This window comes from Devosia subaequoris (assembly GCF_014197055.1).
In the GTDB taxonomy this organism is placed as follows: Bacteria; Pseudomonadota; Alphaproteobacteria; order Rhizobiales; family Devosiaceae; genus Devosia; species Devosia subaequoris.
The window spans coordinates 36,509-58,285 of sequence record NZ_JACIEW010000008.1; the positions used below are offsets into that span (position 1 = coordinate 36,509).

General features: G+C 61.7%; 25 protein-coding genes. 17 read left to right on the forward strand and 8 right to left on the reverse strand.

The genetic code is table 11. The features are described 5' to 3' along the window. Positions 1–40: 40 nt before the first annotated feature. The 3 genes from GGR20_RS14990 to GGR20_RS15000 all read right to left on the reverse strand — a co-directional run bounded on the left by GGR20_RS14990 (position 41) and on the right by GGR20_RS15000 (position 4,169). Positions 41–634: an RNA polymerase sigma factor gene (locus tag GGR20_RS14990; RefSeq protein ID WP_183312188.1), complete on the reverse strand. Its 594-nt coding sequence runs from the start codon at positions 632–634 to the stop codon at positions 41–43. Positions 635–683: 49 nt separating this feature from the next. Beyond that, positions 684–2,810 (reverse strand): putative bifunctional diguanylate cyclase/phosphodiesterase, encoded by a 2,127-nt coding sequence (locus tag GGR20_RS14995; protein ID WP_183312189.1) that lies wholly within the window; start codon positions 2,808–2,810, stop codon positions 684–686. Positions 2,811–2,945: 135 nt separating this feature from the next. Then, complete coding sequence (locus GGR20_RS15000; RefSeq protein WP_183312190.1) at positions 2,946–4,169, reverse strand: argininosuccinate synthase; 1,224 nt, start codon at positions 4,167–4,169, stop codon at positions 2,946–2,948. A gap of 127 nt (positions 4,170–4,296) precedes the next feature. Between GGR20_RS15000 and GGR20_RS15005 the strand changes: the two genes are divergently transcribed. From GGR20_RS15005 to GGR20_RS15020, 4 genes are read left to right on the forward strand one after another with little or no spacing between them, the layout of a single operon-like run. Continuing rightward, positions 4,297–4,761 carry an Lrp/AsnC family transcriptional regulator gene (locus GGR20_RS15005; protein WP_183312191.1) on the forward strand — a complete coding sequence of 155 codons (465 nt, stop codon included), beginning with the start codon at positions 4,297–4,299 and terminating at the stop codon, positions 4,759–4,761. A 59-nt stretch (positions 4,762–4,820) separates the two neighbouring features. Beyond that, complete coding sequence (locus tag GGR20_RS15010; protein WP_116587373.1) at positions 4,821–5,468, forward strand: LysE family translocator; 648 nt, start codon at positions 4,821–4,823, stop codon at positions 5,466–5,468. Positions 5,469–5,526: 58 nt separating this feature from the next. Next, the gene (locus tag GGR20_RS15015; RefSeq protein ID WP_183312192.1) at positions 5,527–6,375 is read left to right on the forward strand and encodes a 23S rRNA (adenine(2030)-N(6))-methyltransferase RlmJ; all 849 of its coding nucleotides are present in this window, start codon (positions 5,527–5,529) and stop codon (positions 6,373–6,375) included. A gap of 57 nt (positions 6,376–6,432) precedes the next feature. Next, positions 6,433–6,591 (forward strand): YqaE/Pmp3 family membrane protein, encoded by a 159-nt coding sequence (locus tag GGR20_RS15020; protein WP_183312193.1) that lies wholly within the window; start codon positions 6,433–6,435, stop codon positions 6,589–6,591. A 2-nt stretch (positions 6,592–6,593) separates the two neighbouring features. Here GGR20_RS15020 and GGR20_RS15025 read toward each other — a convergent pair whose 3' ends face one another. Further along, a complete protein-coding gene (locus tag GGR20_RS15025; RefSeq protein ID WP_183312302.1) occupies positions 6,594–6,929 on the reverse strand; it encodes an HNH endonuclease family protein in 336 nt (111 codons plus the stop codon). Positions 6,930–6,946: 17 nt separating this feature from the next. After that, positions 6,947–8,155, reverse strand: coding sequence for a dual-specificity RNA methyltransferase RlmN (gene rlmN / locus GGR20_RS15030; protein ID WP_183312194.1), 1,209 nt, complete (start codon positions 8,153–8,155; stop codon positions 6,947–6,949). 172 nt (positions 8,156–8,327) lie between these two features. Here rlmN and gluQRS point away from each other — a divergent pair, with 172 nt between their 5' ends. Beyond that, entirely contained in the window at positions 8,328–9,173 is an 846-nt protein-coding gene (gene gluQRS / locus GGR20_RS15035) for a tRNA glutamyl-Q(34) synthetase GluQRS (RefSeq protein ID WP_183312195.1), read from the forward strand. On the opposite strand, the gene GGR20_RS15040 is transcribed toward gluQRS, so the two are convergent. Then, entirely contained in the window at positions 9,170–9,541 is a 372-nt protein-coding gene (locus GGR20_RS15040; RefSeq protein WP_183312196.1) for a DUF4260 domain-containing protein, read from the reverse strand. The genes gluQRS and GGR20_RS15040 overlap by 4 nt on opposite strands. 17 nt (positions 9,542–9,558) lie before the next feature. After that, positions 9,559–10,518 (reverse strand): NAD-dependent epimerase/dehydratase family protein, encoded by a 960-nt coding sequence (locus GGR20_RS15045; RefSeq protein WP_183312197.1) that lies wholly within the window; start codon positions 10,516–10,518, stop codon positions 9,559–9,561. Positions 10,519–10,606: 88 nt separating this feature from the next. Here GGR20_RS15045 and GGR20_RS15050 point away from each other — a divergent pair, with 88 nt between their 5' ends. The 6 genes from GGR20_RS15050 to GGR20_RS15075 all read left to right on the forward strand — a co-directional run bounded on the left by GGR20_RS15050 (position 10,607) and on the right by GGR20_RS15075 (position 13,563). Further along, positions 10,607–11,521 carry a LysR family transcriptional regulator gene (locus GGR20_RS15050; RefSeq protein WP_183312198.1) on the forward strand — a complete coding sequence of 305 codons (915 nt, stop codon included), beginning with the start codon at positions 10,607–10,609 and terminating at the stop codon, positions 11,519–11,521. 7 nt (positions 11,522–11,528) lie between these two features. Next, the gene (locus GGR20_RS15055; protein WP_157290253.1) at positions 11,529–11,723 is read left to right on the forward strand and encodes a twin transmembrane helix small protein; all 195 of its coding nucleotides are present in this window, start codon (positions 11,529–11,531) and stop codon (positions 11,721–11,723) included. 21 nt (positions 11,724–11,744) lie between these two features. After that, positions 11,745–12,338, forward strand: coding sequence for a cob(I)yrinic acid a,c-diamide adenosyltransferase (locus GGR20_RS15060; RefSeq protein ID WP_183312199.1), 594 nt, complete (start codon positions 11,745–11,747; stop codon positions 12,336–12,338). Beyond that, the gene (locus GGR20_RS18805; protein WP_210283206.1) at positions 12,299–13,060 is read left to right on the forward strand and encodes a rhomboid family intramembrane serine protease; all 762 of its coding nucleotides are present in this window, start codon (positions 12,299–12,301) and stop codon (positions 13,058–13,060) included. Before GGR20_RS15060 ends, GGR20_RS18805 begins: the two co-directional genes overlap by 40 nt. 92 nt (positions 13,061–13,152) lie before the next feature. After that, a complete protein-coding gene (locus GGR20_RS15070; RefSeq protein ID WP_183312200.1) occupies positions 13,153–13,344 on the forward strand; it encodes a putative motility protein in 192 nt (63 codons plus the stop codon). A gap of 9 nt (positions 13,345–13,353) precedes the next feature. After that, a complete protein-coding gene (locus GGR20_RS15075; RefSeq protein ID WP_183312201.1) occupies positions 13,354–13,563 on the forward strand; it encodes a hypothetical protein in 210 nt (69 codons plus the stop codon). Positions 13,564–13,667: 104 nt separating this feature from the next. Here GGR20_RS15075 and GGR20_RS15080 read toward each other — a convergent pair whose 3' ends face one another. Continuing rightward, positions 13,668–14,021 (reverse strand): hypothetical protein, encoded by a 354-nt coding sequence (locus GGR20_RS15080; protein ID WP_183312202.1) that lies wholly within the window; start codon positions 14,019–14,021, stop codon positions 13,668–13,670. A gap of 166 nt (positions 14,022–14,187) precedes the next feature. On the opposite strand from GGR20_RS15080, the gene GGR20_RS15085 reads away from it, so the two are divergent. The 6 genes from GGR20_RS15085 to GGR20_RS18815 all read left to right on the forward strand — a co-directional run bounded on the left by GGR20_RS15085 (position 14,188) and on the right by GGR20_RS18815 (position 21,646). Next, a complete protein-coding gene (locus tag GGR20_RS15085; protein WP_183312203.1) occupies positions 14,188–14,778 on the forward strand; it encodes a chemotaxis protein CheD in 591 nt (196 codons plus the stop codon). 163 nt (positions 14,779–14,941) lie between these two features. Then, entirely contained in the window at positions 14,942–16,432 is a 1,491-nt protein-coding gene (locus GGR20_RS18810) for a methyl-accepting chemotaxis protein (protein WP_246349651.1), read from the forward strand. A 34-nt stretch (positions 16,433–16,466) separates the two neighbouring features. Next, complete coding sequence (locus tag GGR20_RS15095) at positions 16,467–17,306, forward strand: CheR family methyltransferase (RefSeq protein ID WP_183312204.1); 840 nt, start codon at positions 16,467–16,469, stop codon at positions 17,304–17,306. Beyond that, a complete protein-coding gene (locus tag GGR20_RS15100; RefSeq protein ID WP_210283207.1) occupies positions 17,306–18,364 on the forward strand; it encodes a chemotaxis-specific protein-glutamate methyltransferase CheB in 1,059 nt (352 codons plus the stop codon). Before GGR20_RS15095 ends, GGR20_RS15100 begins: the two co-directional genes overlap by 1 nt. 112 nt (positions 18,365–18,476) lie before the next feature. After that, positions 18,477–18,866, forward strand: coding sequence for a response regulator (locus tag GGR20_RS15105; RefSeq protein ID WP_183312206.1), 390 nt, complete (start codon positions 18,477–18,479; stop codon positions 18,864–18,866). A 248-nt stretch (positions 18,867–19,114) separates the two neighbouring features. Next, on the forward strand, positions 19,115–21,646 hold the full coding sequence (locus GGR20_RS18815; protein WP_246349653.1) for a methyl-accepting chemotaxis protein: 2,532 nt from the start codon (positions 19,115–19,117) through the stop codon (positions 21,644–21,646). The last annotated feature ends 131 nt before the right edge of the window (positions 21,647–21,777 follow it).

The following is a 21,777-nucleotide window of genomic DNA, read 5'->3' on the forward strand; positions in this document are numbered from 1 at the left end:
CCTCTGGATTGGCGGCAGCAATTGTCCTGCCGATACCTGCCTATTGCCGCGGCGCGCCGGTTTGTGAGGGGCGCACGAAAAATAAATGTCCGTCCGGGTCGTGACTGGCGAAACTGCCGCCATGACGCAGCAGTGCCGGCAACAGCGCGTCCCGAATGCGACCATAGGCCAGATCCAGATGCAGCCCACTTAGTTCCTGCGGGGCGGCCAGGCCCTTAGCCACCAGATGGCGTTTGAGCGCACTAATCCGCTGGCGCAGGGCGGTGTCGGGCAGGTTGAGCAGATAGGCGATCTCGCGCCGATTGTGTCCGGTCAGCACCAGCGCAGCGATCACACGGAGGGCCTTGGGCAGGTCGGCCAAAACCTCTGCGGGCGCCGCGCCCGTAGGGGCCGGCTCTGTGCGCGCGGTGTCATGCCAGAGCCCGTCACGATGACGCCGCCGCCGTGCTGCCCGCGCGCTCATACGGGCCTTGTTGCGCACCACCCCGCTCAACCAGCGCAGATTGGCCTGGTCATCGAGGTCGGCCCGGCCGTGTTCGATTGCCACTAGAAGCGCGTCCTGTACCACATCCTCGGCTTGCATCGCGCCGGCTTCGCGGCGGGCAATGGCAATCAGCTTGGCAAAGTTCTGCATTGGCGTGGATCCAAGTTTACCAGCCGATACCGACCGCGACGCGTGCGGTTTACGAGGCCTTGCGGCTGGCCAGTACTTTGGCGGCTTCCGAATGCAGCAGATTGGCCAGGGCCGCCGGCTGCAGGGGCGGGGAGAACAGGAAGCCCTGAACCTCGGAGGCGCCGTGCTCGCGCACCATAGCCAATTGCTCCTCGGTTTCCACTCCTTCGGCGGTGGTCGACATACCCAAGGACTGCCCCAGGCCGATAACGGCCTTGATAATGGCCTGGCTGTCGGCGCGGGTGGTCAGATCGGCCATGAAACTGCGGTCTATCTTGATCTTGTCGAACGGGAAGCTGCGCAGATAGCTTAGTGACGAATAGCCGGTGCCGAAATCGTCCAGCGAGACCCGTACCCCCATGGCCCGCAATTCGTGCAGTGCGTCAATGGTGCTTTCATTCTCGCTCAGCAGCAGGCTTTCGGTGATTTCCAGTTCCAGCCGGATCGGTTCGAGCTTGGCAGCAAGCAGGGCCGCCTTGACCTGCGCCACCAGACTTTTATGACGAAACTGCACCGGTGAGAGATTGACCGCGACACGCACATCGCCCGGCCAGGTGGCTGCTGCCTTGCAGGCTTCGTGCAGCACCCACTCACCGATCGGCACGATGAGGCCGGTTTCCTCGGCCACTGGCACGAATTCTGCTGGTGAAATTGTGCGATCGTCATGGTCCCAGCGTAGTAGCGCCTCGACACAAGTGACACGGTTTTCCTGCAGTCCCAGGAGCGGCTGGAACATCAGGCGCAATTCCTCACGCTGCATGGCCATCCGAAGGCCCGCCTCGATCGAGCGGCGCTGCTGGAGTTCGGCATCCATGCCGGTTTCAAAGAAGTGATAGGTCGAGCGGCCTTCAGACTTGGCCTTGTAGAGCGCCAGATCGGCGTTCTTGACCAGTTGATCGGTGCTGGTGCCATCGCCCGGCCCCACGGCAATGCCCACCGAAGCGCCGATCTCGATCTGCTGGCCGCCGATATTCATCGGCGCCCGCATCGCCTTGACGATGCGGTCCGCCACCTTGGCCGCCAGATCGCCCCCTTCAACGGGCCGGAGCAGCAGCGCGAATTCGTCCCCGCCCAGCCGCGCCAGCAGGTCGGTTTCCCGCGTCGTGCCCCAGAGGCGCACGGCCGCCTGCTTGATTACCTCATCGCCCACCGCATGACCCAACGTGTCGTTGACCGCCTTGAAATGATCGAGATCGATATAGAGCACTGCGGCCTGCTCGCCGCGATTGAGACCGGCTTCCACCTTGGCCATCTGCTCGAGAAACTCGATGCGATTGGGCAGGTCGGTCAGCGCGTCATGGCGCGCCAGATGCTGGATGCGCGCCTCGGCCTGGCGCTGCTCGGTGATGTCCTCGTGGGTGGACACCCAGCCGCCATCCTTCATCGGATGGTGCTGCATCAGGATGGTACGATTGTTGAGCTCGTGGATATTCTTGCCATATTCGCGCCGGGCGATCACATCGCGGCGCCAGGCGATATAATCTTCCTTGGTGCCGCCGGTGGACATGCCTTCATCGAACAGATGGCCCAGAATGTCCTCGAGCTGGCTGCCGGGTTTCAGCAGATGGATGGGCAGATTGTAGATGCGCGCATAGGGCTCGTTGCAGATCACCAGCCGCCCGCGCGCATCCATCATGCACAGGCCAATCGAGATATTGTTGACCGCCGCGTCGAGCCGGATGTTTTGCCGCTCCAGTTCCAGCTTGCGCTTCTGCTGGCTTTCGGAACGGGCGATTTCGTCGGTGATGTCTTCATGGGTCACCACCCAGCCCAGTTTTTCCGAGTAGACATGGGCAGTTTCGATGACGCGGCCGCCACGGACTATTTCCTGCGCCTTGTGGCGCGCACCACCGCGATTGGCCAACAATTCGCTGGTATAATGTTCATAGAAGGCTTCGGGGCCCTGGCCTGGGTGATTGCCCAGCCTTGCCGAGAGATGCACCACGTCCTCAAGTGTCATGCCGCGATAAATGGCATCCCTGGAGAAGCCGTAAAAATCGCGATAGTGCTCGTTCCACATGACAAGGCGGAACTGTGGCGACCAGACACAAAAGCCGTAGGGAATGCTTTCCAGGGCTGCATCGAGCAGCAAAGTGTCGGCCACATCCCCAATGTTACCGGCGTCATCTGAGCGCATCGAACCCCCCGTCCAAAAGCCAATCCGCGACGCTGGCGAAAAACTAGTCACCGTCGCTTAACGAGGGATTAAACAGGCATGCTCGCATGAAATTGCCGAACCGGCGGGCGCGGAATGCGCCCGCCAGTTGAAGGATCAGCCCCGCGCCTTGGCATTGCGGGCGGCCCAGGTCTTGAGGCGCAGGCCGTTGAGGCGGATAAAGCCCTCGGCGTCCTTGTGGTCATAGGCCACCGCGCCTTCTTCGAAGGTTACGAGGTCTTCCGAATACAGGCTATGCGGCGAGGTGCGCGCCACCACATTGGCCGACCCCTTGTAGAGCTTGACGGTGACTTCACCGGAAACGAACTGCTGGCTCTTGTCGATCAGCGCCTGCAGCATTTCGCGCTCGGGCGAGTACCAGAAGCCGTTATAGATCAGCTCGGCATATTTGGGCATGAGCTCATCCTTGAGGTGCGCTTCACCCCGATCGAGCGTGATCGATTCGATGCCGCGATGCGCCACCAGCAGGATGGTGCCGCCCGGCGTCTCGTAAAGGCCGCGCGACTTCATGCCGACGAAGCGGTTTTCCACCAGGTCAAGCCGGCCGATGCCATGCTTGCCGCCCAGCTCGTTGAGTCTGGTCAACAAGGTTGCCGGCGAGAGCTTTTCGCCATTGATCGAAACCGCATCGCCCTTGTCAAAGCCAATGGTGATGGTTTCGGGGGTATCGGGCGCCTGCTCAGGATCGACAGTGCGTTGCGGCACATAGTCGGGAAAGGGCACGGCGGGGTCTTCGAGCACCATGCCTTCCGAGGACGTGTGCAAGAGGTTGGCATCGACCGAGAACGGCGCTTCGCCGCGCTTGTCCTTGGAAATCGGGATCTGGTTCTTTTCGGCATAGTTGAGCAGCGCGGTGCGCGAGCGCAGATCCCATTCCCGCCAGGGCGCGATCACCTTGATGGAGGGGTCGAGCGCATTGGCGGTCAGTTCGAACCGAACCTGGTCGTTGCCCTTGCCCGTGGCGCCATGGGCGATAGCGTCCGCGCCGGTCTCCTGGGCAATTTCGATCAGCCGCTTGGAAATCAGCGGCCGGGCAATCGAGGTGCCGAGCAGATAGACGCCTTCATAAACGGCATTGGCGCGGAACATGGGGAACACGAAGTCCCGCACGAACTCCTCGCGCAGGTCCTCGATGCGGATATCCTTGATGCCGAACATTTCGGCCTTTTTGCGCGCCGGCTCCAGCTCCTCGCCCTGGCCCAGATCGGCGGTGAAGGTCACCACCTCGCAATTATACGTCTCCTGCAGCCATTTCAGGATGATGGAGGTGTCCAGTCCACCCGAATAGGCCAGCACGACCTTCTTGATATCATTTGCCATGATGTGTTCCCCAAGGGTTTGATGGTAACAGGATAAGCCTGAAATGGCGCAATGAACTTGCGATCATCGCAACATTGACGCACATTGTGGCATAATGTGCTAACATCCGAGGGCTGCGCCGCGCAAAATGTCAGAAACGCTTGATGCCATCGACCGCCGGATCTTGCGAGCATTGCAGCGCAATGGACGCATGTCCAATGTCGAACTGGCCAATGCGGTGGGTCTGTCCCCCTCGCCTTGCCTGAGGCGGGTCAAACTGCTCGAGGAGAAAGGGGTCATCGACCAATATGTGGCAGTGCTCAATGGTCCCAAGCTGGGGTTGGGGCTGACGGTCTTTGCGCGCATCTGGTTCAAGACCCAGCATGCCGAAACCACCAATCTGTTTGCCGAGACCGTGCGCAATTACCCCGAGGTGGTGGAATGCTATCTCACCACCGGGGAGTGCGACGCAATTCTGCGCATCGTCACCACCGACCTGCACGCCTATTGGCGCTTTCAGTCCGACCATCTGATGCGCATCCCTTCCGTGCAGTCGGTCAAGACAGACGTGCCGATGGAAACCATCAAGGCCGGTCGGGAATTGCCGGTCTAGCCGCACTGTTCACAGCAACGGTTTAGTGCGATTGTCCGCCAAAACACACCGAGCCTGCCATGCCCGCCTTCATTCCCGATCTGCCCGTTATTCTTGCCTTTGCCCTGGCCGCCTTTGTGCTGGCTGTCACGCCCGGGCCAGATATGGCGCTGTTCGTCTCGCGCACCATGAATTGGGGGCGTAGCCATGGCTATGCCACCGTACTGGGCGCCATTACCGGCATCGGCATTCACACCATGCTGGTGGCTTTCGGCATTTCGGTGCTGATCGTCACCGCGCCTGCGGCCTTCTGGGTGCTGAAAATTGTCGGTGCGCTCTATCTGGTCTGGCTCGCCATCCAGGCTATTCGGGACGGCGGGGGCATGCTGGTGGTCAAACAGGCCGGCAAGCAACCAAGCTGGCGGAAGTCCTACCTTACCGGCCTCGGGATCAATTTGACCAATCCCAAGATCGCCCTGTTTTTCGTGACCTTCCTGCCCCAATTCGTCTCGGCCGCCGACCCCCATGCTGCCGGCAAGCTGCTGTTTCTGGGGTTCGAGTTCGTCGTGGTGTCCATCCCCGTCGTCATTGCCATCGTGCTGTTCGCCGAATGGCTGACCCGGACGCTGAAGGAAAACGCCTGGGTCGGCAAGGCGCTCAACTGGAGCTTTGCCGCCGTCTTCATGGCCTTTGCCGCGACCATTCTTCTGGCCGAAGGGCGGAAGTGAGCATGATTGTCGCGCTCCCGAACCGGAAAAGTCTGCAACTTTTCCTGGTCACGCTCCCATGAATTACCGGCACGCCTTCCACGCCGGCAATTTTGCCGATGTGGTCAAGCACACGATCCTCACCCGCATTCTGACCTATCTCATGCGCAAGGACGCGGCCTTCCGGGTGCTCGATACCCATGCCGGGCTGGGGATCTATGACCTTTATGGCGACATGGCCGAGCGCACCGGCGAATGGCGCGACGGCATCAGCCGGGTCATGGGTGCCGATCTGCCTCCTCCCGTGGCCGAATTGCTCGCGCCCTATCTCGATGCGGTGCGCGCGAAAAACCCCGATGGCAATCTGCGCTATTATCCTGGCTCGCCCTTCATCACCCGTCACATGCTGCGCGAGCAGGACCGGCTGATGGCATTCGAGCTTCATCCCATGGACGCCAATCGCCTCAAGGAGAATTTCGCCGGCGATTTCCAGACCCGCATCACTCAGCTCGACGCATGGGACATTTTCGGTACCCATCTGCCCCCCAAGGAAAAGCGCGGGCTGGTGCTGGTCGATCCGCCCTTCGAGGAAAGGGGCGAGTTCAACCGCATGGCCCAAAGCCTGGAAAAGGCCCACAAACGCTGGCCCGGCGGCACCTACGCCTATTGGTATCCGATCAAGGAACCGGACGAGGTCGAGACCTATGTCAAAGCCCTCAAAAACACCGGCATTCCCAAGATCCTGAGGCTGGAGCTGACCATTCGCGCGCCCTCAACCCCGCCACGCCTGCATGGCACCGGCATGGTGGTGGTCAACCCGCCCTTTGTGCTGGAAGAGGAAATGCGCGCGGTTCTGCCCGCGCTGGCCAACCTGCTGAGCGATGAAGGCCGTGGCCACTGGCGCGTGGACTGGGTGGCAGGGGAATAGCGGAACATTCGTCTCGCGGGCGGCGTTGGTTCCAGGAGCAAACAAGGGGCCAAGCCAATGGACGTCGTCCGCATCATCCTGTCCGTCATCATCCCGCCCATCGGGGTATTCCTACAAGTCGGGCTGGGCCTGCACTTCTGGCTCAACATCCTCCTGACGCTGCTGGGCTATTTCCCCGGCCTCATCCACGCCGTCTGGGTCATACTGCGGAAATAAGCTTAGCTTCGCGCTTTCGAACGCCGTGTTGGTGCATGGAAGGTTGGTGGCTTGGCTCTCACCCAGGTGATGAAGGCCGCGATCTCCGGATCGGCCTTGAGGCTGGCGATATCGGCAAGCCGGTTGGCCAGCTCGGTTTCCGAGAACCGGGCATGGATGGCGCTATGGCAGATCTGGTGCAGCCGTACCGTCCCTAGATGCGTGCCCCCCTTGAGACGCGGCACGAGGTGGTGCCGACTGGATTTCGCCTGGGGCGGAATGGGGCGCTCGCATAAAGGGCAGATCAAAGGCTGCCGATTTGCCGCCGCTGCATCAGCTGCAGCGATGGCCTGTTCGATCTTGCGGGCCGAGGGCCTCACAGCGTCAGCAGAGCGTCCCGGTCTTTTCTGGAAAGTCGTTCGCTCTCGCTTTTGAGCTGCCCGCAGGCGGCAAAGATGTCGCGGCCGCGCGGTGTGCGGACCGGGGAGGCATAGCCGGCCTTGTTGACGATATCGGCAAAGCGCTCGATGCGGTTTGAGGGCGAGGTGCCATAGTTCGAACCGGGCCAGGGGTTGAACGGGATCAGATTGATCTTGGCCGGAATACCCGCCAGCAGCCGCACCAGTTCACGCGCCTCGGCATCGCTGTCATTGATGCCGTCGAGCATCACATATTCGAAAGTGATGCGGCGGGCATTGGAGAGGCCCGGATAATTCTTGCACGCCTCAAGCAGCTCCTTGAGCGGCCATTTCTTGTTGATCGGCACCAATACGTCGCGCAGATCGTCGCGTACGGCATGCAGCGAAATCGCCAGCATGACGTCGATCTCGCGGCCGGTCGGCTCGATATAGGGCACCACGCCCGAGGTCGAGAGCGTGATGCGGCGCTTGGATATCGACATGCCATCGCCAGCCGAGGCGATCAGCAGCGCCTGCTTGACGTTCTCGTAATTATAGAGCGGTTCGCCCATGCCCATCATCACGATATTGGTGATGGCGCGGGTTTCCCCGCCGGGCACCAGGCCCCCATCGTCGGGACGCGAACCACCGGGAAAATCGCCCAGACGCTCGCGCGCCATCAGGATCTGTCCCAGGATTTCCCCCGCCGACAGATTGCGCACCAGCTTCTGCGTGCCGGTATGACAGAACGAGCAGGTCAGCGTGCAGCCCACCTGCGAAGAGACACAAAGCGTCCCGCGATCGCTTTCGGGAATGTAGACCGTTTCCACCTCGACCGCCGGCAAGTGCGGATTGGCCGGATCGCGGAAACGGAACAGCCATTTGCGCGTCCCGTCGACCGAGACCTGCTCCGAGACGATTTCAGGACGGTCGAGATTGAACGTGTCGCTGAGCTTTTGCCGCACCGGCTTGGCCACATTGGTCATGCGCTCGAAATCGGTGACCCCGTTCACATAAAGCCAGTTCCAGAGCTGGCTGGCGCGCATGCGCCCTTCCTTTTCGGAAACCACCTCATGGCTCACCAGCGTCTCAGCTAGCCCTGCCTTGGAAAGGCCGATCAGCGACGGGCGCATGGTCGGCGCAGGACGGACGGCACTGGAATGGTCAATATTCAGCGCAAGGCTCATGGCAGGCACATGGGGCTCGACAAAAATGCGGGAAGTGCGTGCATGTAGCACAGCCTCCTATAAAGCGCAAAGCATCGCGCGCTCACGAAGCGCTGAAGAACCCGCAAGCTTTCGTTCTGGCGCCTGGGCGCCTATGAAGAAAGCAACCACCCATCCCGAAAAAAAGCGCCCAATGTCCAAACCCGTCCTGCGCTTTGCGCCCAGTCCCAACGGTCCGCTGCATCTTGGCCATGCCCTTTCGGCGCTGGTCACCTGGGATGCGGCGCTGAAACTGGGTGGCACCGCGCTGCTGCGCATCGAGGATATCGACACGGCCCGCTGCAAACCTGAATACGTCGCGGGGCTGATCGAGGACCTCACTTGGCTGGGCCTCTCTTGGCCCGAGCCGGTGCTCTATCAGTCTGAGCGGTTCGAGCTCTATGCTGAGGCGGCCAACCGCTTGCGCGCCATGGATCTGCTCTATCCCTGCTTCTGCTCGCGCAGCGATATCGCGCAAAACGCCACCGGCACCGATCCCGACGGCGCCCCGCTCTATCCCGGCACCTGCCGGCATCTGAGCAATGCCGAGCGCATTGAAAGGCTTGAACGGGGCGACCCGGTGCAATTCCGGCTCGACACCGAGGCGGCCATGGCCCGCACGGGCATGCTGAGTTTTTCCGTCGTTGGTCCGAGCGTCTTGGACCGGCCGCAAATCCGCTATGCCCGGCCCGAGCGTTGGGGCGATGTGGTGTTGCAGCGCAAGGACACGCCGACCAGCTACCATTTGAGCGTGGTGGTCGACGATGCCGCTCAGGCCATTACCCATGTCACGCGCGGCCGCGACCTCGAAGCGGCGACCGATATCCATGTGCTGCTGCAAATGCTGCTCGGCCTGCCTACGCCGATCTATTTCTTCCACCGCCTGCTGCTTGGAGATGACGGGCAGAAACTCTCCAAGTCGAAGGGCTCGCAGAGCCTGGCGGATCTGCGGGCCCAGGGCTGGACGCCGGACGATGTGCGGCAGGCGGTTGGCCTCTAGCCTGTCTTGCCCAGCCGTCCCAGATGGGTGTCCTTGAAACCGGTCTCGGCCTTCAGGCCATAACCCAGCATGCGGTCAAACCCCGAATGGGCCAGCCAGAGCGCGCCCAGCGCGGACAGCAAAGGCAAGCCCAGCAGCCCGCCCAGCGCCATTAGTCCGACCCCGAGCGCATAGACATGGGCCAGATTATAAATCCAGGCCCCGCTCTTGGCTCCGGCCCCATAGGCGAAAAAGCTCAAATCCGGCGCAAAGAACACCAGCAGGGCAGCCCACCAGGGCAATACCGGCGTCATCTGCCCGTAAAACGCCAGCGCGGCGATGAACACCAATCCGCCCTCGACCCGCTGCCAGACAATAACGTCTTTCATCGCATGATCTCCCAGGCTCAGGCCGCGTGCCGAGCAGCCGACCGGTCTGCGACCAATTCGGTGACCGTCTCGGCAACAGCCGTCTCAATGGGCGTGGTGAAGCCGGGACCGAGCAAGCTATCGAGCCGCGGATCGACCAGCTCCATTTCGTTCAGCCACAAATAGCGCATGCGATAGATGTCGCGCATCACCGGGTTCAACAGGCCCGCCGCGCGCAGCATCCACCAGGGCAGCGGCGCAATCCTGACCGGCCCGGGCAGGACGTTCTGTATGGCAGCCATGATTTGTCCATGGCTCACCCAATGACCGGCAAAATGGAAGTTCTCGAACCTCTTCATCTCGGAACGCCGCGCGGCCAGAACAGTAAAGGCGCGCGCCAGATCGGGCAGATAGGCCCAGCTATGGCGTGTTTCGAGGTCGCCCAGATGGTAGAGCCGCCCCTTGGCGTAGTCCATCAGCATGGCCGCATCGAACCATTCGTCCCGATTGCCGGGCCCGAAGAAATCCCCGGCCCGCAGGATGATCACCTGAAACCCATGGTTCTCGGCCGCTTGGCGGAGCATCTGCTCGAGCCGGATGCGGATTTCGCCGCGCGGTTTTTCCCCACTCTGGCGCAGGCCAGGGGCAATGGTGCGGTCGCCAGCGCGGTAGTTGTAGATCGTGCCGGGAAACAGCAGCGTCTTGCCACTGCCCGCCATGACATCGATCACCACCTGCAATTGCTTCTCGGCCCGTCCGTTGCCCCACTGGTCGTAGCGCAGATGCAGCGCCTGCACGACAATATCGGCTTCCGCAATCGCCGCGCGGACCGCCGCGACCTCGTCCGCATCACCCTTGAAAAAATGCGTGCCCGTGACCGGCTTGCGATTGCTGCGCCCCAAGCCGGTCACCTCCCAGCCGGCATCGCGGAAGGCGATCATCGCCGCATTGCCGATATGGCCATTGCTGCCCAGAATAGTCACTTTTCCGTTTTGCATTTCGTGCTCCCTGCTGTTGCTGGCGAGCAAGATGAACGCTACGCTGGCGAATGGCGATTGCGCAAATTTCTCGGTTTAACATTCAATAATGAATAGTACCCCCGACTGGTCCCTGTGGCGCAGCTTTGCGGCGGTGATTGCCGAAGGCTCACTCTCGGCTGCCGCGCGCCAATTGGGGCTCAGCCAGCCCACGCTTGGGCGACATATCGAGGCGCTCGAAGCCGCATTGGGCCTTTCACTCTTTGAGCGCAGCCTGACCGGCCTCAAGCCCAATGCCACCGCTCTTAAGCTCTATGGCTCGGTTGACCGCGCCCGCTCTGCCCTTGCCGAAGCCTCGATCCTGGCCGCCGGCGCCCAGGACGAAGCCGGCGGCACTGTGCGACTGACCGCCAGCACCATGATTTCCAATTATGTGCTGCCAGAGATTCTGGCCGGCATTCGCCGCACCCATCCGCGCATCGCGATTGAATCGGTGCCCACTGATTCAGCGGAAAACCTGTTGATGCGCGAGGCCGATATCGCCGTGCGCATGTTCCGGCCCACCCAGCTCGAACTGGTTACCCGGCATCTGGGCGACATTCCGCTGGTCCCGGTAGCCCATGAGAGCTATCTGGCCCGGCGCGGTACGCCCACCACGCTCAACCAGCTCTGGGATCATGACCTATTGGGTTACGACCGGGCCGACGCGGTGATCCGTCATGCCCGGTCGCTGGGGTTCGAGGTGACGCGCGACCATTTCCCTGTGCGCTCGGACGACCAGCCGCATTTGTGGGAATTGCTGCGGGCAGGCCTGGGCACCGGCTTTGCGCAACTCAATCTGGCGCGCCGCACACCGGGGCTGGTGGTGTTGCCGCTGGACCTGGCCATCCCGCCTTTGCCCATCTGGCTCACAACGCACAGGGAATTGTTCACCTCGCACAGAATTCGTGCCATTTATGATGCTGTCGCGGAGGGTCTGACCGCCTATATCAAGAGCGATCCAATCTCGCCTCCCTTACGTTAAGGCTATCATGGAAACCCTAGTTAACATCGCCATCGCTCTGGCCCTGCTGTTCGTCGTCATTGTTCTGGGCATGGGCCTTTGGAACATGCTCAAGGGCGGCCCGGGCAATACCAGCCAGCGCCTGATGCGCCTGCGCGTCATCGGCCAAGGTGTGGCCCTGGTCCTACTCCTGGGTGCGCTCTTCTTCTTTGGCCGCGGCTAGATCGGGCGCTTGGGGGGCATCATGGTCAAGCTCAATACGATCTATACCCGTACCGGCGATGCCGGCACGACGGGGCTGGTGCGCGGTCCGCGCCGCAGCAAGCATGATCTGCGGGTCGAGGCCTACGGAACGGTAGAGGAAGCCAATGCCTTTGTCGGCCAGGCACGCCTGACTGCTGCCACCCGACCGCGCATCGATGCGGTGCTCGCACGCATTCAAAACGATCTGTTCGATCTCGGCTCGGATCTGGCGACACCGGGTGCCGATGCGCCCGATGCCGAATATCCCAGCCTGCGCATCCGCCCGGTCCAGACGATCTGGCTCGAGCAGCAGATCGATCAATTCAACGCCGCTCTCACACCGCTCACCAGCTTCATCCTGCCCGGCGGAACGCCCTTGTCGGTTTCGCTGCATTTGGCTCGCACGGTGACCCGCCGGGCCGAACGGCTGGTTGCTGCGCTGCTTGAGGCCGAACCCGATACCAGTGCGGAAGCGTTGCGCTATCTCAACCGGCTGTCCGATTTGCTTTTCGTGCTTGGTCGCGTGGCCAATGACAATGGCGCGGGCGACGTCTTGTGGGTGCCGGGCAATTATGGCGACGTGGCAAAAGGCTGAGCCGCCCAGCTCTTTTCGCGCAGCATTGGAGACTGGCCCTGTTTCTGCCCCTGCATGACACCAATCCTATCCGCCATGTCGATTTCCCCTTCGTCACCTATGGGCTGATGGGCGTGACGATCCTGTTTTTCCTGGTGCAGTCGGTCCTGCCCCCGGCAGCTTTTGACCAGGCAACCATCAATTTCGGCATGATCCCGATCGTGGTGCGCGATCTCTATCCCCAGCCCGTGCCCTGGCTGCCCGACTGGGCGAACCTGGTCACTTACGCGTTCCTGCATGCCGACTGGATGCACCTGCTTTCCAACATGCTGTTTCTATGGGTGTTTGGCGACAATATCGAAGACGCCTTCGGGCACTTCAAATTCCTGATCTTCTATCTCGCCTGCGCGGTTCTGGCCGCTCTCGCGCACCTGCTGTTCAATCTCGATGGCAATGGTCCACTGATCGGCGCTTCAGGCGCCGTGGCCGGGGTCATGGGAGCCTATATCCTGCTCTATCCCCATGCCCGGGTCTTCGTTCTGGCCCGCATTGTCTGGCTTATTCCGCTGCCGGTGCCCGCCTTCTGGATGCTCGGCTTCTGGATCGCCACCCAGCTTTTCTTTGTCGTCATGGGCTCGGATGAGCCGGTCGCCTGGTGGGCGCATCTGGGTGGGTTCGCCGCTGGGCTTGTGCTGGCCCCGCTGTTCAAGAGTCGCAATGTGCCGCTATTTGGTGGGCGCTAGGTTCAATTGTCCGCAAATGCGGGCAAGCAGCCAATAAAGTCTTAACCCGGCTTAACTAGTCTGGCCTCGACCCAAGCATCAGGACCGGACCGTTGAACACCGATCTTTCCACCAATTTGCTGACCGCACAAACGGCGCTGACGCAGAATTCGGTACAGATTGCCGTGTTCAAGAAGGCCCATGAGATGGAATCGAATTTGCTCAACTCGTTGATGCAGACGGCCCTGGATGCTCCGCCGGCGCCACCGCCCGGCCAGGGCCTCAAGATCGACAGGCAGGCCTGAGGCCATGCCATGGGCCGCTCTCTCGGCATTTCCCCGTCCATCATGATCAACCGCATGGTGTATGAGCGTGGTGGCCCGCAAGATGGGCATCTGCTCGAGGTGGCCCGTCTGCGCGCTGAACTGCGGCAGGCCCAGGCGCACAATGCCAGCTCGCCCGTGCCCACCGTCAAGCCGACCGAAACGCCCATCAATGGCGCGGAAGTCGACTTGCTGATTTAGCGGCCAAAAGGGGTACATCGCCCTTTTTGTCTGAGGTTCGTACCTCTCCAACCACAAAAAGGCGCACGAGGCGCCAGCGCGATAAAAAATCCGAAGCGGAGGAGCTAGAACAGCTCGGCGTCGCCATGGCCGGAATGGGCGGCGATGCCGGACAGAGCCGGTACGCGCAATTCGTCCAGCGTCAGGCTGGCCCAGATTTCATCATAGACACTGTCCGGGGCCGTGGGTGGCAAAAGCGCAAACTGGCGCACGGCCAGAGCCATATTGTGGCAGCGCTGCTCGATTCGGTCCTGGCCCTGAAGGGCTGTGATGATCAGTTGCACGGCTTCCCGAACGCTCGGGTCCTTGCTGATTTGCTTTTCGGCGAGCAATTCGAGCGCTTCGGTGATGCCTTCTAGCATGGAAGCGGTCTGCCGCGCCGTCTCGTCCAATTCTCGTGCGAGTTTCTGCAGTGACATTAAAAATTCCCTGGCCCTGATCGCACAACCCTATAGCGCAATTTCTAAACCTCTCCTTGCTCGATAGGACATAGCCAGCGAACTCGTAGGTCGTGGTTAGCAATTGGCTAACGAGTTTACCTCTACCATCCGAACCAATTCGCCCGCAGAGGTAAATCAAGACGACATGCCCCCGACCAATACTCTGCCACCCGAGTTCGACCGCGGCGTGGTGACGACGGTTCACCAAGGTGATTGCCATGTTTCAAACGCTGCCGACGTGACCTTCTCAACCGTTCTGGGGTCGTGCATTTCGGCCTGTGTCCGTGACCGGGCGGCCCTGGTTGGCGGCATGAATCACTTCCTGCTCGCCGAGCAGTCGGGATCGGCCAAAGACCGCTACGGGGCGTCCGCCCGTTATGGGGCCTTTGCCATGGAGCAGTTGATTAACAAGGTGCTTTCGCAGGGCTCGGGCCGCAAGGCCAACCTCGAAATCAAAATCTTCGGGGGCGGCAAGATCAACTCGGCGCTCGATGATGTCGGTGCCAAGAACATCGAATTCGTGCGCCAGTTCCTGATTGATGAAGGCTATGTGGCTACCAGCGAGGATCTGGGCGGCAGCTTTGCCCGCCGCGTGCTGTTCAAACCTCATTCCGGGCGGGCCTTCGTCAAGCGGCTCGACAGCGATGCCGGAGCCAATGTGGCACAAGAAGAACTGGCGATCGCTCGGCGCCGCGTGGTGGTGCCGGCACCGGTGGACGATATCGAACTGTTCTAGTTCCTGGCCGCTTCTTGGCGTGCCCGGGGCGGGCTTACGAAAGTCTTACTGCTGCGCCTAACCTTATAGATTTGATTAACCATTATTCGGATAGGGTCCGGCCATGTCGGACCGTGCCGTTTTTAGTGTTGATTCGCGTGCCCCCCGCCGGGGATTGCGACTCATGCTGGCCGCATCCGGCCTCTGGACATTTCTGGGCGCAAGTGCGGGCGGATTGCTGCTGGCCGTGGGGCCGGGCGTGACATGGTTCACGGCAGTGGGGAGCCTGGTGGGCCTTGGCGTCACCGGGTGTCTGGCCGGCGGCTATTTCTTCGACCAGCGCGAAGCGCAGCGTCTGGCCGCAATGGTCCAGGCGGCGGGTCTGTCCGACCGATCCGGCGAGGCGTTGTCCATCGGCGGTATTGTCGCGCGCCTGGGCAAGCGACTCGAAAAGGCCCATCATTTTCGCGCCGCCATCGGCATGCTTGAGGCGCCGCTGCTAGTGGTCGACGAGCATGGCGTCATTCTGGCCGCCAGCCGCGGCATGGAACGCCTGGCGCCAGGGGCGCGGGAAGGGGAAACCCTCGATGGCCTGTTCGGCGCCGGCTATCTTGAAACGGGCGGCGGTGCCCCCGAAGAAGCGCTGGTGCTGCTCGATCAGCGGCGCTTTGTGGCCCAGCGCCTGCCCTTGCCATCGGGGCGATATGCGCTGGAATTGCAGCCGGCGGGCTATTTCATCGAGGATGACCGGTTCGACCTGATGCTTGAAGCGCTCCGGCAGGGCCGTACCGGTTTCCGATTCGAGGATGATGCGGCGGCCAGCCAGCCCGTGCTGCGGGAGATCAATACGGCGCTTGCGGCGCTGGATGATGGGGTAGGTCAATTGCGGGCCGTGATGGAGGGCAAGACCGCTACGGTGCAGGACCTGCCTCTGGCGGACGAGGCGCAAATGGTGATCGAGCTGTTCTCGGGTCTGGACGAACAGCAGCGTGATGAGGCCCAGGCCCGCGTGGCGCTCGAAACTCGGCTCGCTTCGGTCAAAGAATTGCTGGCCCAGTTTGAAGCGCGGGCGGCCGCCACCGAAAAATCGGCGGAAACAGCGCGTGCGGCACTGGCTGCGGGCGTCGAGAAGATGGCTGTGCTCGAGGCCGAGCGGGCCGCTGCCGAAACACGCAATGAAGCGGCGCAATCCCTGGCCCGGCAGGCTGAAGAAGCAGCCGGACGCACCCGCACGCTGGTCAGCGAGATCGATCGCATGGCGCGGGAAATCGACACCATGACCGCCGGGATCGAAGATGTGTCATTCCGCACCAATCTTCTGGCCCTCAATGCGGCGGTGGAAGCGGCGCGCGCCGGGGAGAAGGGCGCAGGCTTTGCCGTGGTGGCCGATGAGGTGCGCCAGTTGGCCCAGGTCACCAATCGCAGCGCCAAGGATATTCGCGTGATCGCCGACAAGGGCAGGGCCCAGGCCCGGATCGGGCTCGAGGAGGCCGGGGGCTTGCAAAAAATCACCGCCCAATTGCAGGAGAATTTACGCAATCTAAGCAATGAGCCGGCCACTATCTCGGCCAAAGAGGAGACGAGGGGACCCCGTTCGGTGTCTTTGGCGTCGCCAGGGCCGGTGGTCGAGATAGCCGATCAGGAGATCGCGTTCGACCAGCGCGCCGCCAGTTAAGCCGGAAGAAGTCCGGGGCAAAAAGGGTGGTTGCATGGAACAGGGGGAATATACCCTCAGCGAGCGGGAATTCGCTCGTATCAAGGCACGGGTCTATTCCGTCGCCGGTATCGCGCTCAGCGATGCCAAGCGCACGCTTGTCGTGTCCCGGCTTTCCAAGATCTTACGCGCGCTGCAATTGCCCAGTTTCGACGCCTATGTCGATTTTCTGGAACGCAGCGGGTCGGACAAGGATGGGCAGGATTTTGTCAACGCGCTGACCACCAATCTGACGCGCTTTTATCGTGAAGATCACCATTTCGACCATTTGCGGGACTATGTGGGCGAGCTGATCGCCGAGCGTCCCCGCGGCACGCGACTGCGCATCTGGTCGGCGGGCTGCTCAACCGGGCAGGAGCCCTATACCATCGGCATGGATCTGCTTGCCGCCTTTCCCGAGCTCAAACGCTGGGACTTCAAGATCCTGGCCACGGACATCGACACGGCGGTTTTGGCCAAGGCGGCGGGCGGGGTCTATCCGGAAAGCGAACTCAATGGCCTGAGCCCGGAGCGGGCGCGTCCGTTCGAGCGCACGGCCGGCGCAATTCGCATTCCCGCCAATGTACGCGAGCTCGTTTCGTTCAAACCGCTCAACCTGATCGGCGCCTGGCCGATGAAGGGGCCATTCGACGCCATCTTCTGCCGCAATGTGGCGATCTATTTCGACAAGCCAACTCAAGGTGAGATGTTCGGACGCTTCTGCAAGCTGCTCGCGCCTGAAGGCTATCTCTATATCGGCCACTCGGAAAACCTGGGTTCAGGTGGCGATGGCTTCCGACTGGTGGGCAAGACGATCTACCAGTCGCGTGAAAAACTGAACAAGCGAGCTGCATGATGAGCATCAAGGTTCTGGTCGTCGACGATTCGGCACTTATCCGCGAAGTTCTCGCCCGCATGCTGACGCGGGATGGCGATATCGATGTGGTGGGCACCGCCACCGACCCCATCGACGCGCGCGAGAAGATCAAGACGCTCAATCCCGATGTGGTGACGCTCGATATCGAAATGCCCAACATGAACGGGCTGGCATTTCTTGAAAAACTGATGCGCCTGCGACCCACCCCCGTGGTGATGGTGTCGACGCTGACCAAGAAGGGAGCGAGCGAAACCCTGCTCGCCCTCGAACTGGGTGCCGTCGATTTCGTCGCCAAGCCGAGTGCCGAATTCGCCGGCGGGCTCGATGCATTCGGTGTGGGCCTGCGCGACAAGATCCGTGCTGCGGCCAAGTCCGATGTGCGGGGTCGGTCGGCCAGCCGGGCCGAGGTGCCCAAAACCGGCAAGATCCCGCTCAAGACCGCTGCTGCGCCTGAAGGGGCGTTGATCGCCATCGGCGCCTCGACTGGCGGGGTGGAAGCCATTCGCGCCGTATTAGCGGAACTGCCGGCCGATTGTCCGCCGGTGGTCATTGCCCAGCACATGCCGGCCGGGTTCACCGGGCGTTTTGCGGCGCGGCTGGATGAGCTTTGTGCGCTTAAAGTGCAGGAAGCCGAGGATCGCATGGCGCTCAAGCCGGGTCACGCCTATGTGGCGCGGGGCGATTATCACCTGCGGGTCGAACGCTCCTCGGGACAGCTCAAATGTCGCCTTGAACAGGATAGGCTGGAAAGCGGGCATCGGCCCAGCGTCGATGTGCTGTTTGAGTCGGTGGCCAGGACGGTGGGGCCGATGGCCGTGGGCGCCATCCTGACCGGCATGGGCCGCGATGGCGCCAGGGGGCTCAAGCTGATGCGCGATGCAGGCGCCTATACGGTGGGGCAGAGCCAGGCTTCGGCGCTGGTTTATGGCATGCCGCGCGTCGCCTTCGAGGAAGGTGCGGTGGTCGAGCAGGCGCCAGTCGAGCAGATCGCTGCCAAGCTGGCCACAGCGCTGGTCAAGCTCAAAAACGCCGCGTGAACGGCCAAGCGAGAATGCCAATGGCGCAGTTGAGAGAATTGTAACGCTTGACCCATAGAGTTTGAGTCAAGTGCGGCCCGAAGGCCGAAGGCGCGTAGAGGTAAGAATAACCATGCCAAAAGCGAGCGCTGTGAGCGTCCTGATCGTTGATGACCAGCAGTCCATGCGCGGGATCTGTAAGTACATCCTGACCCAGCTCGGGTTCAAGGAAATCATCGAAGCCAAATCTGGGCGCGATGCCCTGGGCAAGCTCGAAAAGTCCAACGTCGATCTGATCATTTCCGACTGGAACATGGAAGATATTGATGGGCTGACCCTGCTCAAGGTGATCCGCAAGCACCCCCGAACACAGGCCATGCCCTTTATCATGGCGACGGGCCGATCGGACAAGGAACAGGTCAAGGAAGCCATTTCCTTTGGCGTGAATAATTACATCATCAAGCCGTTTGATGCTTCGACCATGAAGAAGCGGATCGAGGCGGTGATCGGCGCGCTCACCTGATCGGTCGCCCTCCAAGGTTTCAAACGCCCCCGCTCTCGCAGCGGGGGCGTTCTTCATTGAAAAACACTGTTCTCACAGATGATTGCCTAATAATTGGGCGCTCCGCACTTGTCCGTAAGAGATGATTAAGCCTGTGCCGGTATCGTTTTCATGACAGCGCGTTCGCGTTGCGTGACTGCCTGCGCATGGGCCGCCCGGCCTGTTGCTGCCTAGAGGAAGCAGTCGCCGTTGGGGGAGCAAATAGAAGTATGAAGTTCATTCCGCAACTCAGGATTGCCCAGAAATTGCCGCTGGCCCTGGTGGGGTCCGCGCTCGTTGTCAGTGCCGGCGTGGGTATTGCGAGCTATCTGATCGGCCTGGGGACCGTTCAGGAACAGCGCGACCAGTCCATGCAGGCCTCGCTCAATACGGCCAGCGCGCTGGTCAGCGACTATTATTCCAGCGCCGAGGTCGATCTGAGGCTTTTCGTGCAGCGCTCCGATACCGTTACGGCCATGCAGAACATGACCCGTTCGCTCGACGAGTTGCGCATGGGGCTCAAGGAGAGGGCTGCCGCGCAGCTGCAAAAGGCCTATGTTACCGACAGCCCCAACCCCGAAGATCGCGCCGCGGTCGACAGCGTGGGGATCATGGGTGCGAGCTACGATCCGGTGCACAAGCGCTATCATCCCGGGTTTCGCACGCTCATGCTTGAGCGTGGCTATACCGATGTGCTGATGATTTCGGCGGCTGGTGACGTCGTCTATTCGGTGGCCAAGAACACCGATTTTGCCACCAATGTCGTCAATGAAGGAGATGCTGCCGCCTCAGGTCTCGGTCAGGCTTTCGCCGCGGCGAAGAATCTGGGCCCGGGCGAAGCAGCCTTTGTCGATTTTTCGACCTATGATCCCACCGCGACGCCGGAAAGCTTCATGGCCATGCCGATCTATAGCGGCGATGAGAGCACCGGCGTCATGGTGTTGGCGATCTCGCCCGAGGCGATGAGTACAGCCGTTTCGAGCCTTGCGGGGCTGGGGCGGAGTGGGGAAGTGGTCGTGGTCGGCCAGGATGGCCTGTTGCGCTCTGAATCCCCGCGCACCGAAGAGGCCGATGTGCTGGCCACCAGCCTCACCTCCGATGTCATCGCCGGGGCCTTTGCCGGCGAAAACGGGGAGGGTCTGAGCACCGATTATCGTGGCGCACCGATGGTGGTGCGGGCCCAGCCGGTGAGTGTGCATGACGTCACCTGGGCGATTGCCGCGGTACAGCCGGAAGACGAGGCTTATGCCGCTGTCGTCCAGATGCGCAACATGACGCTCGCTGTGGGCGGGATCCTGCTGGCCATAGCCGCGGTCATCGGATTTTTCTTTGCCCGCTCGATCAGCAAGCCGATTTCGCGCCTGACCGATACCATGGACGCGCTGGCCAATGGCGAACTCGAGGTCGAGGTCAGGGGCGCGCGCCGGGCCGACGAGATCGGCGCCATGGCGCGGGCTGTCGAGGTGTTCCGGGAAAACGCCCTCAAGGTCAATGAGATGACCGAAGCCGAGGCGGCACGGATCGTGGCGAGTCAGGCCGAGCGGGCCGCCATGATGCAAGATCTGCAGCGGGCCTTCGGCCAGGTGGTCGATGCTGCCATTGCCGGCGATTTTTCCCAGCGCGTGACCGCTGAGTTCCCCGATGACGAGCTCAATACGCTGGCTCGCTCCGTCAACGGATTGGTCGAGACCGTCGACCGGGGCGTCAGCGAGACCGGCACGGTGCTTTCGGCGCTGGCCAATACCGATCTGACCCAGCGCATGAAGGGTGACTATCAGGGCTCGTTTGCGCGCCTCAAGGCCGACACCAATGCGGTGGCCGACAAGCTCACCGATATTGTGGGCCAGTTGCGCGACACCTCTCGGGCGCTCAAGACGGCCACTGGTGAAATTCTCTCGGGTGCCAATGATCTCTCGGAACGCACCACCAAGCAGGCGGCAACCATCGAGGAGACGTCGGCGGCCATGGAACAGCTTGCCGCCACCGTGCTCAGCAATGCCGAACGCGCCAAACAGGCCTCCGGCGTTGCCACCGGGGTGACTCATACCGCCGAAGAGGGTGGCCAGGTCATGGGCCAGGCCACGGCGGCCATGGAGCGCATCACCCAGTCTTCTGCCAAGATCTCCAACATTATCGGTCTGATCGACGACATCGCCTTCCAGACCAATCTGCTTGCCCTCAACGCCTCCGTGGAAGCGGCGCGCGCCGGAGAGGCCGGCAAGGGCTTCGCCGTGGTGGCTGTGGAAGTGCGGCGCCTGGCCCAGAGTGCCGCGCAGGCCTCGAGCGACGTCAAGGCGCTGATCGAGCAGAGCGCCGACGAGGTCAAGGGCGGCTCCAAGCTGGTGGCCGATGCGGCCGGTCGGCTGGAAGAAATTCTCACCTCGGCCCGCTCTTCCAGCGAATTGATGAACAATATCGCCCGTGAGAGCCGCGAACAGGCGTCTTCTATCGACGAGGTCAATACCGCGGTCCGCACCATGGACGAGATGACCCAGCACAACGCCGCCCTGGTCGAGGAAATGAATGCCTCGATCGAGCAGACCGAAGCCCAGGCGACTCAGCTCGACACAATCGTCGACATTTTCGCCCTGGAGCAGAAGGGGGCCGGGCCGGCACCGATTGTCTCACCGGCAGAGGCGAAAGGCGCGGTCAAAACGATTGCGCAGGGCGCACGCGGTTTGCAGGCCAAGCTCAGCACGGCAGCGAAATCCTATTTGAGCAGGGGCAACGCGGCCGTCGATACCGACTGGAGCGAATTCTAATCCGGGGTTGAAAAGGGCGCTTTCGGGCGCTCTTTTTTCAGGCGCGAACAACTACCATACAAGATCAACCTATCGTTAAGCCTCAAGGGGATAGCGTGTGGCCGCCGGGGAAGAGGACTTCGGCACCGGGT